General features: G+C 73.9%; 17 protein-coding genes and 1 pseudogene. 13 read left to right on the top strand and 5 right to left on the bottom strand.

The genetic code is table 11. The annotated features are described in order from the left end of the window. Positions 1 to 56: 56 nt before the first annotated feature. A complete protein-coding gene (locus tag ACFY0D_RS38205; protein ID WP_390802486.1) occupies positions 57 to 1,436 on the top strand; it encodes a cryptochrome/photolyase family protein in 1,380 nt (459 codons plus the stop codon). Positions 1,437 to 1,545: 109 nt separating this feature from the next. Continuing rightward, positions 1,546 to 2,484: an alpha/beta fold hydrolase gene (locus ACFY0D_RS38200; protein ID WP_390802485.1), complete on the top strand. Its 939-nt coding sequence runs from the start codon at positions 1,546 to 1,548 to the stop codon at positions 2,482 to 2,484. Here the strand turns inward: ACFY0D_RS38200 and ACFY0D_RS38195 are convergent. Beyond that, entirely contained in the window at positions 2,472 to 3,530 is a 1,059-nt protein-coding gene (locus ACFY0D_RS38195) for a MerR family transcriptional regulator (RefSeq protein ID WP_390802484.1), read from the bottom strand. The two genes, ACFY0D_RS38200 and ACFY0D_RS38195, sit on opposite strands and share 13 nt — an antisense overlap. Positions 3,531 to 3,630: 100 nt before the next feature. Between ACFY0D_RS38195 and ACFY0D_RS38190 the strand changes: the two are divergent. The 6 genes and pseudogenes from ACFY0D_RS38190 to ACFY0D_RS38165 form a co-directional block, all read left to right on the top strand. Beyond that, a pseudogene (locus ACFY0D_RS38190) lies at positions 3,631 to 4,209 on the top strand (sigma-70 family RNA polymerase sigma factor); the annotation flags it as partial. 188 nt (positions 4,210 to 4,397) lie between these two features. Further along, positions 4,398 to 5,633: an NAD(P)/FAD-dependent oxidoreductase gene (locus ACFY0D_RS38185; protein WP_390802483.1), complete on the top strand. Its 1,236-nt coding sequence runs from the start codon at positions 4,398 to 4,400 to the stop codon at positions 5,631 to 5,633. After that, entirely contained in the window at positions 5,630 to 6,394 is a 765-nt protein-coding gene (locus tag ACFY0D_RS38180; RefSeq protein ID WP_390802482.1) for a DUF1365 domain-containing protein, read from the top strand. The genes ACFY0D_RS38185 and ACFY0D_RS38180 overlap by 4 nt, the downstream gene beginning before the upstream one ends. Further along, complete coding sequence (locus ACFY0D_RS38175) at positions 6,391 to 7,689, top strand: class I SAM-dependent methyltransferase (RefSeq protein ID WP_390802481.1); 1,299 nt, start codon at positions 6,391 to 6,393, stop codon at positions 7,687 to 7,689. The genes ACFY0D_RS38180 and ACFY0D_RS38175 overlap by 4 nt, the downstream gene beginning before the upstream one ends. A gap of 101 nt (positions 7,690 to 7,790) precedes the next feature. Then, positions 7,791 to 8,540, top strand: a complete 750-nt coding sequence (locus ACFY0D_RS38170) for a DUF1295 domain-containing protein (RefSeq protein ID WP_390802507.1) — start codon at positions 7,791 to 7,793, stop codon at positions 8,538 to 8,540. Beyond that, entirely contained in the window at positions 8,537 to 9,196 is a 660-nt protein-coding gene (locus tag ACFY0D_RS38165; RefSeq protein WP_390802480.1) for an alpha/beta fold hydrolase, read from the top strand. The genes ACFY0D_RS38170 and ACFY0D_RS38165 overlap by 4 nt, the downstream gene beginning before the upstream one ends. 31 nt (positions 9,197 to 9,227) lie before the next feature. Here ACFY0D_RS38165 and ACFY0D_RS38160 read toward each other — a convergent pair whose 3' ends face one another. The 3 genes from ACFY0D_RS38160 to ACFY0D_RS38150 form a co-directional block, all read right to left on the bottom strand. Beyond that, the gene (locus tag ACFY0D_RS38160; protein WP_390802479.1) at positions 9,228 to 10,103 is read right to left on the bottom strand and encodes a hypothetical protein; all 876 of its coding nucleotides are present in this window, start codon (positions 10,101 to 10,103) and stop codon (positions 9,228 to 9,230) included. After that, positions 10,100 to 10,438 (bottom strand): PadR family transcriptional regulator, encoded by a 339-nt coding sequence (locus ACFY0D_RS38155; protein ID WP_390802478.1) that lies wholly within the window; start codon positions 10,436 to 10,438, stop codon positions 10,100 to 10,102. The genes ACFY0D_RS38160 and ACFY0D_RS38155 overlap by 4 nt, the downstream gene beginning before the upstream one ends. A 117-nt stretch (positions 10,439 to 10,555) precedes the next feature. After that, complete coding sequence (locus ACFY0D_RS38150) at positions 10,556 to 11,359, bottom strand: DUF6234 family protein (protein ID WP_390802477.1); 804 nt, start codon at positions 11,357 to 11,359, stop codon at positions 10,556 to 10,558. 34 nt (positions 11,360 to 11,393) lie between these two features. Here ACFY0D_RS38150 and ACFY0D_RS38145 point away from each other — a divergent pair, with 34 nt between their 5' ends. Continuing rightward, on the top strand, positions 11,394 to 11,561 hold the full coding sequence (locus ACFY0D_RS38145; RefSeq protein ID WP_390802476.1) for a hypothetical protein: 168 nt from the start codon (positions 11,394 to 11,396) through the stop codon (positions 11,559 to 11,561). A gap of 187 nt (positions 11,562 to 11,748) precedes the next feature. After that, the gene (locus tag ACFY0D_RS38140) at positions 11,749 to 12,627 is read left to right on the top strand and encodes a GNAT family N-acetyltransferase (RefSeq protein WP_390802475.1); all 879 of its coding nucleotides are present in this window, start codon (positions 11,749 to 11,751) and stop codon (positions 12,625 to 12,627) included. Positions 12,628 to 12,693: 66 nt separating this feature from the next. Here the strand turns inward: ACFY0D_RS38140 and ACFY0D_RS38135 are convergent, their stop codons facing one another. Next, complete coding sequence (locus tag ACFY0D_RS38135; RefSeq protein ID WP_390802474.1) at positions 12,694 to 13,545, bottom strand: GNAT family N-acetyltransferase; 852 nt, start codon at positions 13,543 to 13,545, stop codon at positions 12,694 to 12,696. 110 nt (positions 13,546 to 13,655) lie between these two features. On the opposite strand from ACFY0D_RS38135, the gene ACFY0D_RS38130 reads away from it, so the two are divergent. The 3 genes from ACFY0D_RS38130 to ACFY0D_RS38120 all read left to right on the top strand — a co-directional run bounded on the left by ACFY0D_RS38130 (position 13,656) and on the right by ACFY0D_RS38120 (position 17,287). Then, entirely contained in the window at positions 13,656 to 15,233 is a 1,578-nt protein-coding gene (locus tag ACFY0D_RS38130) for a molybdopterin-dependent oxidoreductase (RefSeq protein WP_390802473.1), read from the top strand. Between the two features lie 207 nt (positions 15,234 to 15,440). After that, entirely contained in the window at positions 15,441 to 16,625 is a 1,185-nt protein-coding gene (locus tag ACFY0D_RS38125; protein WP_390802472.1) for a sensor histidine kinase, read from the top strand. Then, complete coding sequence (locus tag ACFY0D_RS38120) at positions 16,613 to 17,287, top strand: response regulator (RefSeq protein WP_390802471.1); 675 nt, start codon at positions 16,613 to 16,615, stop codon at positions 17,285 to 17,287. The genes ACFY0D_RS38125 and ACFY0D_RS38120 overlap by 13 nt, the downstream gene beginning before the upstream one ends. Positions 17,288 to 17,316 lie beyond the last annotated feature (29 nt).

Genomic DNA, 17,316 nt, shown 5'->3' with positions numbered 1-17,316 from the left:
GACCACCGCGCGGCACCTCAGCGTCCGCCCGGTGGCCCGATGCCAGGAGCACCACCATGAACGTCTCGGTCGTCCTGTTCACCTCGGACCTCCGCGTCCACGACCATCCGCCGCTGCGCGCCGCGCTGGGCCAGGGGAACGAGACCGTTCCGCTCTTCGTCCGGGACCCGGCGGTGGACCGCGCCGGCTTCGCGGCCCCCAACCGGCTCGCCTTCCTCGCGGACTGCCTGGCCGGACTCGACTCCGGGCTGCGCGAGCGCGGCGGCCGGCTGGTGGTGCGCTCGGGCGACCCCGTCGCCGAGGTGTGCGCCGTCGTACGGCAGGCCGACGCCGACGAGGTGCACATGGCGGCCGGGTGCAGCGCCTTCGCCCTGCACCGCGAGCAGCGGCTGCGCAGCGCCCTGGAGGCCGACGGGCGGCGCCTCTACGTCCACGACGGCGTGGTCACCGCCCTGCCCGCCGGCGCCGTGACACCGAGCGGATCCGATCACTTCGCCGTCTTCACCCCGTACTTCAGGCGCTGGTCGGGCGAGCGGCTGCGCGAGCCGCTCGCGCCGCCGCAGGAGGTCCGGGTGCCCGGCGCCATCCGCTCCGAGGCGCTCCCGTCCCGCGCCGCGGTCGCGGCCGTCTCGGCGGGCGTGGCCACCGGGGGTGAGCGCGAGGGCAGGCAGCGGCTCACGGACTGGCTGGGGGAGTACGCCGACGGGTACGAGGAAGGCCACGACGACCTCCCCGGCGACGCCACCTCCCGCCTCTCCCCGTACATCCACTTCGGCGCGGTCTCGGCGGCCGAGGCCGTGTACCGGGCGCGGTCCCGGGGCGGGGCGGGCGCCGAGGCCTTCGTACGCCAGCTCTGCTGGCGCGACTTCCAGTACCAGCTCCTCGCCGCCCGCCCCGGCGCCGCCGCCCGGGACTACCGCACCCGGGCCGACCGCTGGCGGCGCGGCAAGGCGGCCGAGGCCGACCTGCTGGCCTGGAAGGAGGGCCGCACCGGCTATCCCGTGGTGGACGCGGCCATGCGGCAACTCGCCCACGAGGGCTGGATGCCGGGCCGGGGCCGGCTGCTCGCCGCGTCCTTCCTGACCAAGACGCTCTACATCGACTGGCGCGCCGGAGCCCGCCACTTCCTCGACCTGCTGGTCGACGGGGACGTGGCCAACAACCAGCTCAACTGGCAGTGGGTGGCCGGTACCGGCACCGACAGCCGCCCCAACCGGGTGCTCAACCCGGTGATCCAGGGCAAGCGGTACGACCCCGACGGGGCGTACGTACGGCGCTGGGTCCCGGAACTCGCCGGACTGCCGGGCTCTTCGGTCCACGAGCCCTGGCGGCTGGCCGGCCTGGAACGGGCCCGGTACGACTACCCGGACCCCCTGGTCGGGCTCCCGGAGGGGCTCGCCCGCTTCCGGCAGGCCCGCGGGAAGGACAGCCCGTGACAGGGGCGGCCCGTGACGTGGACGGCCCGTGACAGGAACGGCCCGTGACAGGGACGGCCGGTGATCCCACCGGCTGTCGGCGGTCACCGCCGGGTGCCAGACTGGACGGGTGTTCGCAAGACGCCTGGTCGGGGTCCGTCACGTGTCCGCCGCCGCTGTCACCCTCGCCGTCTCGCTCGCGCTGTGCGCGGGGGCGGCGCCCGCGGCGGCCCGGGACGACGACGACGGTCCGGCCCGCCCGGTGGACATCGGCGGCGGCCGCCGGGTGCTGCTGGACTGCCGCGGATCCGGGTCCCCGACGGTCGTGCTCGTCTCCGGTGCCGGGGGTGCGTCGGACGAGTGGACGCACATCGCGGACGCCGCGCGTCCGGAGGCCGCCCTGAAGCCCGATCCGTCGGCGGTGCTCCCGCAGGCCGCCCGGTTCACACGGGTGTGCGCCTACGACCGTCCCGGCACGACCCGGCTGGACGGTACCCCGAACAGCGGGACGCCCGTCACCCAGCCCACCACGGCGGCAGCGGGCGTCAGGGACCTGCGGGCGGCGCTCGCCGCGGCCGGTGAGCACCCGCCGTACGTACTGGTCGGAGCCTCGTGGGGAGCGATGATCGCCTCGCTGTTCGCGCGGGCCGAACCGGCGCGGACCGCCGGGGTGGTGACCGTCGACGGCGCCTCCCCGTTCCTGAAGGACACCCTGACACCGGCCCAGTGGTCGGCGTGGATGGACAAGATCCGGGCCACGGACCCCGGGAAGGGCCTCGAAAGGCCCGACTACCCCGGCGCCGTACGGGAGCTGCGCGGGGCGCCCGCCCTGCCGCGCGGCCTGCCCGCCGTCGTGCTCACCTCCGACCACCCGTGGGACCTCTCGGTCGGAGGCGGATCGACCTGGCCGGCCTGGCTGGCCGCCCAGCGGCGCCTGGCCGAGGACCTGCGGGCCCGGCACGTCACCGACAGCGACAGCGGCCACGGCATCGCCGTCGAGCAGCCGCGGCTCGTCGTGCGGGCGATCCGCGACGTGGTCGAGCAGGCCCGTGCCGGTCAGGAGCGTTGAGCGGCCGCACCGCTTCCTGCCACCGCGGTCGTCGCCGCCTCGCACAGTCCGCGCAGCAGGCCCAGCGCCTCCCGCAGCCCGCCGGGGCGCAGCATGCCCGGGGCGGGTACGGGCCCCGCCCAGCCGGGGCCCGCCAGGAGGACCGTGGTCCTGGCCCGGGCGCCCTTGACCCCCCAGGTGGTGTCGGCGACGTGCCGGGCCAGGGCGTGGTGCGCGGTGGAGCGGGCCTGGGCCCACAGCACGACCGCGACCGGCCCGGTCCGGCGCACGGCCTGGTCGAGCGCCTCGGGCGGCACCGCTGCCCCGAACATCCGGGCGGGCAGGCCCAGTTCGGCGAGACCGGCGGCGAGCGCCTCCAGCGGGAGCGTGTGCTGCTCGCCCGGTACGCACGCCAGCAGGATCGGGGGAGCGCTCGCCCGGGGCCCGGACAGCGCCCCGATGCTCACGCGGCGCAGCGCGGTCGAGACGTGCCAGGAGAGCAGGTGCTCGACCTCGACGTACTGGTCGCCCGAGGTCTCCCACTTGCGCCCCACGGCGTGCAGGGTCGGCACCATCACCTCCTCCCAGGTGGTGACCAGGCCGTACTCGCCGATCAGGGAGCCGAGCATCTCGTCCATGGTCGGTGAATCGAGGCGGACGGCGGCCCGGCCCAGCCCCCGGCACTCCTGGCGCACGTCGCCGAGCGGCAGGCCGTTGCCCGATCCCGGCTGACGGGCCGGTGCGGCGGGGGCGGAAGCGGACGCGGAGGGCACCGGTCCGGCGGGCACCGGCCCGGCCCGGGCGGCGCGCGCCGCCTCCGCGGGCGGCACCCCCGAAGCGGTCAGGCGGCACATCTCCTGCAGGACGGCGATGTCCCCGGAGGTCCACCGCCTGTGCCTGCCGTCCTCGCGGGTGGCCGGCCCGATGCCGTACCGCCGGTCCCAGGAGCGCAGTGTCGTCGGGGCGACGCCCAGCCGGCGTGCCACGGCTCCGGTGGTGACACCGTGCGCGGCCTCGCCTGGCTCGGCGGCCTCGCCGGCCTCGCCGGACTGTGCGGGCTCGTTCATGGATCCATCATGCGACGCACAACCGATGCGAGTGGAATCGATGCGCGGGCGGGTCGGAATCTGGACGGGAACCGGTCCCCGGCACCGAGGAGCAGTCGCCATGAGCGCACAGAGCGTCACCGTCCGGCCGTCTCCCGCGACCGCGGCCCGGGAGCAGCTCCTCGACCACGAGGTCGCCGAGGGTTTCGCAGGCGGCGACGAGCGGTGCCTGAGCGCCGCGTACCGGCGCTGGGGCGGGCTCGTCCTCACCCTCGCGGCCCGCACCCTCGGCGATTCCAGGGAGGCCGAGGACGTCAGCCAGCAGGTCTTCCTGGCCGCCTGGCAGGGCCGCGCCAACTACCGGCCCGAGCGCGGGCCGTTCCCCGGCTGGCTGGTCGGCATCACCCGGCGGAAGATCGCCGACGCGCTCACGGCCCGTACCCGCCGGCTCGACCTGGTGGCCGCGGCCGGCGCCGCCCTGCCGCCCGCGCGCGAGCCGGCGGCGGGCCCGGAAACCGTACTGGACCGGCTCCTCGTCACCGGCGAACTGGCGAAACTGCCCCGCGCACAGCGGGAGGTGCTGGCCATGGCCTTCTACGCGGACCTCACCCAGGCCCAGATCGCCGAGCGCACCGGGCTGCCGCTCGGCACCGTCAAGAGCCACGCGCGGCGGGGGCTGCACCGGATGCGCCACTGCCTCGGCGGCGAGGCGCACGGCGGCGGCAGCGCCGCCGGAGGCGGTGGAGCCGGCCCGTCCCCGGCAGCCGCCGAAACAAGATCCCATCCGCCGGCCGTCCGGCACCGAAGTACCCGTGAAACGCCCGGCACCGGCCGTGCGGGGCAGGCGAGCGCGAGGGGTTGAGTGACGTGGACCGGAGGAGAGTCGCTGTGGTGGGCGGGGGCGTGGCCGGGCTGACGGCCGCCCACATCCTGCAACGCACGTACGACGTGGTGCTGTACGAGGCGGACGACCGTCTCGGAGGCCACGCCCACACCCATGAACTGCCCACCGAGGACGCGGGAACGGTCCACGTGGACAGCGGATTCATCGTGCACAACGAGCGCACCTACCCGCACCTGCTGCGGCTGTTCCGCGAACTCGGCGTCACCACCCAGGAATCCGAGATGAGCATGTCCGTACGGTGCGACGGCTGCGGCCTGGAGTACGCGGGCGCCCGGGGCGCGGCCGGACTGCTCGGCGGAGGCAACCTGCTGCGCGGCCGCCACCTGCGCATGCTCACCGAGGTCCCGCGCTTCCACCGCGCCGCCCGGCAGCTGCTCGCCTCCCCCGACACCGGGCAGACCCTGGGGGAGTTCCTCGACCGGCGCGGCTTCTCCCGCTACTTCGTCGGCCACTTCGCCATCCCGCTCGTCGCGGCCGTCTGGTCGTGCGCACCGGACACCGCCCTCCAGTACCCCGCCCGGTACCTCTTCCGCTTCCTGGCCCACCACGGACTGCTGTCCGTCAAGGGATCCCCGCAGTGGCGTACGGTCACGGGCGGTTCGGCGAGCTACGTGGCCAAGGCCGCCAAGCACCTGACCTCCGTCCGCACCTCGACCCCGGTCCGGGCCGTCGTGCGTGCCGCCGACCACGCGCGCGTGCTCACCCCGGACGGAGACTCGACCCCGTACGCGGCTGTGGTCGTCGCCGTCCACCCCGACCAGGCGCTGCGCCTGCTGGCCGATCCGACCGAGGACGAGATCCGGATCCTCGGCGCGTTCACGTACTCCCGCAATCCCACCGTGCTGCACCGCGACACCTCGCTGCTGCCCCGCTCCGCGCACGCGCGCGCCTCGTGGAACTACTGGCTCCCCTCCTGCTCGGCCCGGCCCGAGACCGTCCAGGTCAGCTACGACATGAACCGGCTCCAGCGGCTGCCCACCGCCGAGCCGCACATCGTCACCCTCAACGCCCGCGGCCGGGTCGACCCCTTCGACGTGATCGCCCGCATGGTGTACGAACACCCCGTCTACACCCCGCAGTCCGTCGCCGCGCAGCAGGAACTGCCCCGGCTGAACACGTCGGTGACCGCCTTCGCCGGCGCCTACCACGGCTGGGGCTTCCACGAGGACGGCTGCCTCTCCGGCGTCGCCGCGGCCGAGGCCCTGGGGGTGAGGTGGTGAACGGCACCGCCGCGGGGCGGGCCGTCCCGCCCCGCGTACCGGCTCTGTACGAGTGCACGGTGGCCCACGCCCGCACCACCCCCGTCCGCCACGCCTTCCAGCAGCGCACCTACCTGTGGCTCATCGACATCGACGAGCCGCCCCGCATACCCCGGGCGCTGCGCCCACTGGCCCGGTTCGACCCCCGGGACCACTTCGGCGGCCGGGCACCCACCCTGCGCGCGGGCCTGGAGGCGCAGCTGGCCGCCCACGGGGTGAAGAACGCGGACGGACGTGTCCTGATGCTCGCCCACGCCCGGGTCCTCGGGCACGTCTTCAACCCGCTGACCCTCTACTGGTGCCACGACCGCGCCGGTACCCCGGTCTGCGTCGTAGCCGAGGTCCACAACACCTACGGCGAGCGCCACTGCTACCTGCTGCGCCCGGGCGCCGACGGACTGACCGACGTCCCCAAGGACTTCTACGTCTCGCCGTTCTTCGCGGTCGAGGGCTTCTACCGGATGCGGCTGCCCGTTCCCGGTGACCGACTCGACCTGACCGTGCAACTGCGCCACGACGACGGGACCTGCCCGTTCACCGCGACCGTGACGGGCCGTCACCGCCCGGCCGGTGCCCGCGCCCTCATCGGCGCCGCCCTGCGCCACCCCTGGTCCACCGCCCGGGTCTCCGCCGGCATCCGCTTCCACGGCATCCGCCTCTTCCTCCGCGGCCTCCCGGTCCGCCCCCGTCCCGTCCGTCCCACGCAGGAAGGCACCCTGTGACCGTCTCGTACATCCCGGCCCGCGAGAGCGCGCTCGCACCCGTCGACCCGGCGCGCTGGCCCGACGTGGCCCGGCCGCCCCGCGCCTCGGCCCTGCGTACCGCCGTCGCCGAGCGGATCATCGGCCGGGCCCTCGCCCGGCTCCCGCTGCGGGTCCGGCACGGGGGCGGGGAGCCGCCCGCCTACCGGGTCCCCCGGCAGGCGGGAGCGCTGCCCACCCTGATCCTTCACGACCCCGAGGCCTTCCACCGCAGGATCGGCGCGGACGGCCTGATCGGCTTCGGTGAGTCGTACATGGCCGGGGAATGGGACAGCGACGACCTGGTGGGCGCGCTGACCGTGCTCGCCACCCACGTCGACGACCTGGCGCCGGCGCCGCTGCGCCGACTGCGCGAAGCCTGGGTGCGCCGGCGTCCGGAGCAGCAGCGCAACACCCCCGAGGGGGCGCGGGAGAACATCCACCGCCACTACGACCTGTCCAACGAACTGTTCACCCTGTTCCTCGACCGGAGCATGAGCTACTCCTCGGCGGTCTTCGCCGCCTTCCCCGCCTCACCCGCCACCTTCACCGCCGCCCAGCACCGCAAGATCGACCGGCTCCTCGACCTCGCGGACGTCGGACCGGGCACCCGGGTGCTGGAGATCGGCACCGGCTGGGGCGAGCTGGCGATCCGGGCCGCCTCCCGGGGCGCCGACGTGCTGACCGTGACGCTCTCCGCCGAGCAGCGGGACCTGGCCCGGGAACGCGTCGCCGCGGCCGGCCTCGGCGACCGCGTCACCGTCGAACTGCGCGACTACCGGCACGTCGAAGGCTCCTTCGACGCCGTCGTCAGCGTGGAGATGATCGAAGCGGTCGGCGCCGAGTACTGGGCCACCTACTTCGCCGCCCTGCGCCGGCTCCTCGCCCCCGGCGGCCGCGTCGCCCTCCAGGCCATCACCATGCCGCACGAACGCATGCTCCTCACCGCCCGCACGCACACCTGGATCAGCAAGTACATCTTCCCCGGCGGCCTCATCCCCTCCCGTGAGGCGATCGCCCGCGCGAGCGGGGCGGCCGGGCTGAGCACCGTGGCGGACGACGGCTTCGGCGACCACTACGCGGAGACGCTGCGGCTGTGGCGCGAGGATTTCGACCGCCGGGCCGACTCCGTCGCCGCCCTCGGCTTCGACCGCACCTTCCACCGCATGTGGGAGCTCTACCTCGCCTACTCCGAGGCCGGATTCCGCTCGCGCTACCTGGACGTGCGCCAACTCCTGCTCACCGCCGACCGGCACGAGCCACGGGAGCCCCGATGACCGTCGAGGCCCAGGCCCAGGCCCAGGCCCTGGGCGCCGACGTCGACTGGGGCGCGCTGTCCGTGAACCTGGCCGCCGCGGCCGGCGCCGCGTTCGCCGTCATGCTGGTCACCTTCGCCGTGGCCGCCGTCAAGGGCCTGCACCGGATCGTCGACATCGCCTGGGGAGTCGCCTTCGCCGCGGTGGCGCTCACCAGCTGGCTGCTGTCGAGCGGCTACGGCGACGACGGCCGGCGTCTCGCGGTCGCCGCGGCGACCGTCGTGTGGGGACTGCGCCTGGGCCTGCACATCGCCGGGCGCGGCCGGGGGCACGGCGAGGACCCGCGCTACGCCCGCATGCTCGCCCGGGCGCCGGGCAGCACCCGGCTCTACGCCCTGCGCAAGGTCTACCTCCTCCAGGGCGCGCTGGTCTGGCTCGTCTCGCTGCCCGTACAGGCCGCGTCGTACGTGCCCGTCCCGCTCGGGCCGCTCGCCGCCGCCGGCCTGCTGCTCTGGGCGGCCGGACTGCTCTTCGAGGCGGTCGGCGACCTCCAGCTGGCCCGCTTCAGGGAACGCCCCGAGCACCGTGGAACGATCATGGACCGCGGTCTGTGGAGCTGGACGCGGCACCCCAACTACTTCGGTGACTTCCTCGTCTGGTGGGGGCTTTATCTGCTGGCCTGCGCGACCTGGCAGACTGCGGCACTCACACTGGTGTCACCGCTGGTGATGAGCGCGCTGCTGATCTGGGGCAGCGGCAAGCGACTGTTGGAGGCGCACATGGCGGACCGGCCCGGCTACGCCGCCTACGCCGCCCGCACCAGCGGGTTCTTCCCGCGCCCGCCGCGCCGCATACACCGGGAGGCGGGGTGACGGCCGGGACCGAGCGGGGCACCGAGGCCACCGGCGAGGGCCGCGCCCTCGTGCTCCGTACATCCCCCGCGACACCGGCGGCCGCGGTCCTGCTGCTGCACGGAGGGCGCGAAGAGGGGCCGGAGCCGCCGCCCCTGCTCAACCTGCCCGCGCTGCGGATGCGGCCCTTCGCGGCCGCCGTCGTCCGCGCGACGCGCGGACGCGACGTCCTGGTGGCGGAGGTGCGCTACCGCCACCGCGGCTGGAACGGCTCCCGCTGCGACGCCGCCCGGGACGCGGAGGCGGCCCTCGCGCGGCTGCGGGAACTCGCCGGGGACGTCCCGGTGGTCCTGGTCGGCCATTCGATGGGCGGCCGGGCGGCGCTGCGGGCGGCCGGCGCGCCCCTGGTGCACGGCGTGGTGGCCCTCGCCCCCTGGTGTCCGCCGGGCGAACCGGTGGACCACCTCGCGGGCCGCCGGCTCTACCTGCTGCACGACGAGGAGGACCGGGTCACCTCGGCGGCCGGGTCCTGGGAGTTCGTCCGCCGGTCCCGGCTCGCGGGCGCGGACGCCACCGCCATCCCGATGTCCACGGGCGGCCACGCGATGCTCCGCGGCGCGGGCGCCTGGCACCGGCGCACCGCGGCGCTCGTCACCGGCCTGGTCACCCGGGACTGAGGCCGGCCCCCCACTTCGACGACGACAGCTCCTAGCCGCCCACGAGCGGGTTCTGCCCGCCGCGCCGCCGCCGGATGCTCACCACCGCCGCCGCTACCAGCAGCAACCCCAGCGCGCCGGTGAGGACGAGCGTGTTTGCCCCGCCGGGGTGCACGCCGAAGAACATCAACGGCAGTCCGGCCAGCAGGACGGCCGGTGCGGTGCGCAGCCGCGCGAACGCCTGCCGCCCCGCCAGGAGCAGTCCGCCGGCCGCCGGTACGGCGAACTTCAATGCGGGGAGCGCGTACGACACGGGGAGCACCAACAGGGTGCCGGCCATCACCGCCGTCCACGCCAGCACCGCGACGACCCCGGCCCGCGTACGGGTCCGGGGAGTCGGGCGCAGATCGGGCGGGCACAGCACCGCCACCAGCGCCAGGACGAGCGGCGGAAGGCCGAACAGGAGGGTCGAACCGACGAGATCGGTGCCCAGCCGGACCGCATCGATCGCGATACCCGCGACGACGCCCGCCAACGCGGTCCAGGCACCTGCCGTCCATCGCCCGGCGAGAGCGAGGGCCGCCCCGAGCACCGCGGCGAGGTGGGCCGCCATCAGCTGAGGAAAGACGTCACCGAATCCGAATCCGCCGCTGATCGTGACGACGGTCGCGTACATCCTGGCCCAGCTCATCGCGGCCGCCCCGACCGCGACGAGTGCGAACGGCGCCACCGCCGCCAGCAGCCGGCCGGCGCGCCCCGCGGAGCCCAGCCCGAGTCGCAGGCGCAGCGCATGCCCGGCGACATCGACGGCCTCAAGCATTCGGGCCCGCCCACTCGCCCCGCGTGTGGCCTCGCGATAGGCGTCGGCGACCTCGTCGCCGAACTCCCGCCGGAAGGCGGCCGGGTACAGCTTCACCCACGCGCTCACGCGGTCACCGCCCGACTGCCGAGTCCGAGCCGCCGGGTGGCCTCCTGCGCGGTACGCGCGATCCGGGCCGTCTCGGCCGCCAACATCTCACGCCCGTGCGGCGCGAGCGCATAGCTGCGCCGCATGCGCCCGTCGACCACCTCCTCCTCGTGGACGGCGACGAGCTCCTGCTCCAGGAGCCGTTCCAGCGCGCCGTACAGGGTTCCGGTGCGCATCCTCGTGCGGCCTTGCGAGATCTTCCCGACCTCCTGGGCGATCGCGTATCCGTGCCGTGGGGCGTCGGCGATCGCGGTGAGGATGAGCAGAGTCGGCTCACGGAGAGCTTGATCATTCATGTGCGTCACCATAGCTCGGTTGCCGACATATGTCGATGCACGGCTCACAGCTCGCTACTCGCTGTGCGTTGAACAGCGCATCTGGCACCCGGCGCGTCCTTTTCAACGGTTCGATGGTCAGTGCCCGGCAGGCGGCTCGAAGCATCCGCCCTCGGGGTACGGGCCGTTGGTCTTCACCACGTAGTTGGTCTTCTGCACGAAAGCGGTGACGCAGGCGTCGTCATGGACACGGACACCGACCAACGCGCCCTCGGGCGTGACGTAGTGGTCGGTCTCGAAGCGCGAGCCCATGTCCCGCACAATGAGGGTTCCGCCGAGCCGCTCACCCTTCGGCCCGAACCGTTCCTCCTGGAAGCCGACTTCGAGCAGCGCCTCGCGCACGCTCTTCGGATCCCACGTCCCGCCGTCCCAGAGCCGTTTGAGGACGGGCTCGATGCGGTCGGCTTCCTTCTGCGCGTCCTGCGCGCTCGCAGGAGACATCTCACCGGGGATACGGAAGCCGTTGTTCTCGCGGTAGCGCGAAGCGCCCTCCGACGCCGCACCGGCCGGGCTGGGATGGGCGCGGTCCCAGTAGTGCTGCGCGAGCATCAGCAGTGCTCCCGCCAGAGCGGCGGCGAGCAACTGCGTCAGCACCGTCCAGCGCGCACGGAACACGAGCGCGAGCACCGCGACCACGAGCACGCCCACGAGGTAATCCTGGATCCGCGCCATGTGCGCGAGGTCTGCCGCGTCGATCCGGTCCCGGTCCCCCTGTGCGGCCCAGACCTCCATGCCGTGCCCGAGCATGTAGTCCAGCACGAGCCATCCCGCCCCGAGCAGTAACAGGGGAATGCCGATGGCCAGGTCTGCGGCGAGGGGCGTCCGGCGCGACCAAGGCCGCCAGCCACGCCGGGGTCGGGGTTCGGTCAGGGAATCGATCATGGCCGCATCATCCCGAGCCGGCCGCAGGGCAGGCATGAGTACGCGTACTCATGGCAGCACGAGGGCCTGTCGCGAGAGGCGCGCGGTCGAATGCGGGATCGATCGCCTCAAGCGCCACCGGGCCGTGGCCACGAGATACGACGAACTCGCCGTCCGCTACGAAGCAACCGTGCTGGTCGCGGCCATCAAGGAGTGGCTGTGACCATACGGCTGCACCAGCCTTCGCTCAACCCTTTGCCGAGGAGCCGATCGACCAGCTACGTTCTCCCGGCCGTCCATGTTGATCCGGACCGGCACTGTCGACAAGGAGGTGTGGAGCACATGCGCAGGAGTGCCCAGCAGTCGAGCCCGCGTACTGACCCTTGCCACCTCCTCTCGACGGAGACACCTTGTCGCTCCGCATCACCCCACTGACCGACCCCGCTCACGGGGCGCACAGCCGACGCCTTGCATGGCTGGCGTCCGACATCGACGCCAACCCTGTCGGGACGGCCTTTCTGCGCCTGTTCGATGACGGACAAGCGCACCTGGCCGAACTGACCCTCCACGTTCATCCCGTGGAGCGCCGCAGGGGCGTCGGCTCCCGGCTCCTCGACACGGCCGTGGCCGCCGCCCGGGACAACACCCGGCGCTGCGTCGTGGCGCAGGCCGGGGCCGGATCGCCCGGCGACCACTTCCTGCCGGCCCGCGGCTTCCGCAAGGTCCTCACCCTGAGGTACTCCCGCCTGCCCCTGGCCGATGTGGACATCCCCTCCCTGGCAGAGATCATCGAGCGTCCGCATTCCGGCTACCGGCTGGCGTCCTGGCAGGGAACCGTCCCCGACGATCTCGCCCGGACCTTCGCCGACTCACGTCGCGCCATGGACGACATGCCCATGGAGGACACCGACCACGGCACCACGACCTGGGACGTGGACCGGGTCCGGGCTGCGGCGAAGGCCGTCGAACAGCGCGGCGACCACCTGCACACCGTCGTCGCCGTCGACACCTCCAACGGCTCGATCGCAGGGTTCACCGAACTCGTCGTGCCCGGCGGCGGCACAGGTGATGGCCAGCACTACGGCACCGGCGTGCTGCCCGAGCACCGCGGACACGGCCTCGGCCGCTGGATGAAGGCCGAGTCGATCCGACAGGCCCACGGGCACTACCCGGACCTCGGCGGCCTCCTGACCGACACCGCCGACAGCAACACGCACATGAGACACATCAGCGACAGCCTCGGCTACCTGCCCACGCACACGACACTGCAGTACCAGCTCGACCTGTAGAGACGAGCGGACGGGCCGGACCTGGGCATCACCTCGTCCGGCCCGTCGGCACTTTCACCTCAGGCCCTAGAGGCCGATCGAGCGGTATTCGTCCAGCACCGCGAAGCCGGTGCTGTCGTACAGGCTCATCGCGACCTCGTTGCCGCCGAAGACGTTGAACATCATCGCCTCGTCGCCGCCCTGCCGGGTGGCCCACGCGCCGACGGCCATCGCGGCCCGGCCGTAGCCCTTGCCGCGCTGCTCCTCGTACACCTCCAGCGAGAAGCCGAAGGTGACGCCCGGAAGGAAGCCGTGGTTCACCCAGCCGGTGCCGACCGCCCGGCCGTCGGCCTCCATCACGTAGAAGGCGTGGCCCGGGGTCAGGTATCCCTGCGGGAGGTAACGGGCGAAGTCCTGGCCGGACTTCGCCCTGGCCTGCTCCGGGGTCAGGGCGCCGGACCGGACGATGTCCGCGATGTACCCGGCCTCCTCGGTGGCGTACCAGGCCGGGTACTCCGCCTCGGTGAGCCGGCGGACCGTCAGGCCCGGGGGCAGCGCGGGCCGTTCGGCCGTGGCACTCATCCGGATCTGTTTCCGTACGGGGTAGTCGGCGAACCCTCCCGCGCCGCCGGTGAGCCGGACCTCCACCCGCTGCGCCCCGTGCTCGGCGCACCACCGCTCGGCCCACGCGCGCCCCGGCGGCACCGTCAGGTCATGGATCCGCCCCACGGTCACGCCGTTGTCCCGCGACACCCCGACCGCGATCCACCCGGTGCCGTCCGTGGCGACCGTCCAGCCGTCGATACCCTCCACCGCCTGCTCCAGCAGGGCCCGGGCCAGCGGCGCCGAGCACCCCGCAGCCCGGTACCCGGCCAGCACCCGCTCCTCGAACCCGCCCCGCCACTCGGCCCGGTCGGCCACGATCCGTATCCCGTTCATCCGCCCACCCTAGGGGTGTCGCCCACCCGTCCGGCTTTCGGTCGAGCGGCAGGACACCCCCATGGGGTGAACGACCAATCCGGCGGCGGCAGCGCTGCGAAGTCACCGGTGTGAGCATCGACAAGGCAGTCATCGCGCGGGGAGCGGCGGCCGCGCTGGCCGGGCTGGTGTCCGGCTACGCGGCCCTGGCGCTGGCGGAACTGGCCGCGGCCGGGATCCGGCCCGAGGCCGGTCCGGTCACCGCCATCGGGGGAGCGGCCATCGACCGCACACCGGCCGGGGTCAAGGACTGGGCGATCCGCACCTTCGGGGCCGACGACAAGCTCGTCCTGCAGCTCGGGATCCTCGCCGTGACGGCCCTCCTGGCGATGGCCCTCGGCCTGCTCGCCCGGCGCAGGCGGCGGACCGCGGCGGCCGGCGTGTTCCTCTTCGGCCTGGTGGGAGCCGTGGCCGCGCTGAACCGGCCGGACTCGGACGGGTTCGCCGACGCCCTGCCGTCCCTCGCCGGCGGCCTGGCCGGGGCCGCCGCGCTGTTCGTCCTGACCGGACCGCTCGCGGCCGACCGGCCCCCGGCCGGGCCGACGGGCGAGGGCGCCGGCTGGAGCCGCCGTCGCTTCCTGCTGCTCACGGGGGCCGCCGCCGCGCTCGGCAGCGGGGCGGGGGCCGTCGGCCGCGCCCTGAACGTGTCGCACTCCGGCGACGCGATCGCCTCCCGGGCGGCCGTGGTCCTGCCGGCGCCCGCGTCACCGGCGCCGGACCTGCCCCCGGGCGCGGCCCTGCGCGTACCGGGGATCAGCCCCTTCACGACGCCGAGCAAGGACTTCTACCGCGTCGACACCGCGCTGGTGGTCCCCCGGGTCCCGGCCGGGGCGTGGCGGCTGCGGATCCACGGAAAGGGCGTGCGCCGCGAGCTGAACCTCACCTTCGAGGACCTGCTCGCCCGGCCGCTCATCGAGCGGGACATCACCTTGACCTGCGTCTCCAACGAGGTCGGCGGACCGTACGCGGGCAATGCCAGGTGGCTCGGCGCCCGCCTCGGCGACCTGCTCGCGGAGGCCGGCGTACGGCCCCCGTCGCAGGGCGGACCCGCCGACCAGCTGGTGGCCCGCTCCGTCGACGGCATGACCCTGGGCGCTCCGGTCGAGGACGTCATGGACGGCCGGGACGCCCTGCTCGCGGTCGGGATGAACGGCGAGCCGCTCCCGTTCGCCCACGGCTTTCCGGTGCGGATGGTCGTCCCCGGCCTGTACGGGTACGTGTCGGCCTGCAAGTGGATCGAGGACATCGAGCTCACCACCTTCGACGCCTACGATCCGTACTGGGTCAAGCGCGCGTGGGCCGCGCGGGCACCGGTCAAGACCCAGGCGCGGATCGACACCCCCAAGCCCTTCGCCCGCCCCGCCACCGGCACGGTGATGGTGGCCGGTGTCGCCTGGGCCCAGCACCGCGGCATCGACCGCGTCGAGATCCAGGTCGACGACGGACCGTGGCAGGAGACCGATCTCGCCACCGAGGACACCCGCGACACCTGGCGCCAGTGGTCCTACGCCTGGCAGGCCACGTCCGGTACGCACACCCTCACCGTCCGCGCCACCGACCGGACGGGCGAGACCCAGACGGAACTCCGCACCCCGACCATCCCCGACGGGGCCAGTGGCCGGCATTCCGTCGTGGTCATGGCCGGATAGGCGCCGGACCGGCGCCGAACGGGCGTCTGACGGGCGTCTGACGGGCGCGGGACCGGCGCCGGACGGGTGTCGGGAACACCTTTCCGGCCGACCTGTGGTGCCACCTCGGCCAAGCCCGCGAGCAGGCCGGTACGCGCCTATTTGACGTGCACCTGCTAGGGCAAAATGGCAGATGTCACGGGCAAATCGGTACGGGAAGGTGTGGTCTTGGCATTGCTGTCCTTACCGGTACGGCGCATACGGGCACTACGGGCGAAGGGCGGGGTGGGATCGGGCCTGCAACGCGCCCAGTCCTTCCTGATCGTGGCCACCCTCCTGTACCGGGCGAGCCATCTGACGGTGGGCGCCCTCGCCGTCGCCCAGCGCCGGTCGGAACTCCCCCTGCAGTACGCGGGATTCGCCGCCGCCCTCGGACTGAGCGTGCTGACCTACGGCGCCGCCCTGCGGCGCGGCTGGTTCGACCGGCGGCACATCTGGGCGGACGTCCTGGTCACCGGCTGCGTACTGCCCCTGGCCCTCTGCACTTGGGGCGGACTGCGCGAGCCGCCCACGATCGCGTGGGCCATGCTGCTCGGCGGGTCGGCCAGCGCCGTCGCGGCCATCTCCCTCGAACGGCTCCACGCCCTCAGCGTCATCGCCCTGCTCATGGTCACCCACTTCATCGGCTACCAGGCGGTGGGCGCGAGCCCCGCCGTCGTTCTCGGCCATCTCAACTCGATCGTGTCCTCGGCCGTGATGACCTGGCTCTTCCGCTGGTACCTGCTCCGCCAGGGCCGCCTCCTCGACGAGGCCAACGCCCGCGCGGTGGCCGCCGAAGCCCACAAGGCGCGCTACGCCGAGCGGCTGGAACACCACCGGGTGCTGCACGACACCGTCCTCGCCACCCTGACCACCCTGGCCTCCGGTTCGGTCGACGCCAACGCCCCCGAGGTGCGCCAGCGCTGCGCGCGCGAGGCCGCGTACCTGCGCCGGCTGATCCAGCAGACCGCCGCGGAGGTCCACCACCGGGAGATCGGCACGGCCCTGGAGGAGGCGGTCGGATCCGTCGAGAGCCTCCAACTGCGGGTCACCGCCCAGTACCACGACCTGCCGCAGGTGCCCCCCGAGGTCGCCGCCGCGCTGGGGGACGCCGTCCGTGAGGCCCTGAACAACGTACGGCGCCACGCGGGCACCGGACACGCCTACCTCACCGCCACCAGGGACCCGGACGCACGCGGGGGAGCCGTCGTCACCGTGGTCGACCGGGGGCCCGGATTCGACCCCGAGCGGTGCGAGCCCGGCCTCGGCCTGCGCGGCTCGGTCCACGGCCGGATGGCGGAGGTGGGCGGCCGCGCGACCGTGGACACCGCCCCCGGCGAGGGCGTACGGGTGGAGCTGAGATGGCCCGGGTGATCACCGTTTCGGTGGTCGACGACGACCGGATGCTCCTCGACGGCCTGCGGGCCTGGCTCGGCGGCGTGCCGGAGCTGCGGCTCGTGGCGACCGCCGCCACCGTCGGGGAGCTCCTCGGCGCACCGGACGCCCAACGTCCGTACGGCTTCGGGACGACGGGCTACTCCCCGCCCGACATCGTCCTTCTCGATCTCGTCCTGCGCGACGGCTCCGCCCCCGCCGACAACATCAGGCGGCTGCTGCGGACCGGCAGCCGCGTCCTGATGATCAGCACGGTGCCCGACCGCTCCCGGATCATCGAGGCCATCCGGGCCGGCGCCGACGGCTACCTGACCAAGGACCACGACCTGCCCACCCTGGTCGCCGCCATCAAGGACCTGGCCTCGGGCCAGGGCGCCCTCTCCGCGGAACTCGCCTTCGCCTGCGCCTACGACGACAGCCCCGCACGCCCCCGCCTCTCGCCCCGGGAACGGCAGATCCTCCTCGACTACGCCTCCGGACTGACCCTGAAGTCCGCCGCCCGGCGCGCCGGCATCACCGTCCACACCGCCAAGGACTACCTGGACCGGGTCAAGGCCAAGTACCAGCAGGCGGGCCGCCCCACCTACACCAAGCTCGACCTGGCCCGACGGGTACGGGAGGACAGTCTCGACGCGGGCTGACCACCCGCACAAGCCCCCCAAACGGACGG

Source organism: Streptomyces sp. NPDC001502 (assembly GCF_042894785.1).
GTDB lineage: Bacteria > Actinomycetota > Actinomycetes > Streptomycetales > Streptomycetaceae > Streptomyces > Streptomyces kutzneri.
The sequence above is the reverse complement of the archived record's forward strand: the minus strand, read 5'-3'. Positions and strand labels throughout refer to the sequence as shown.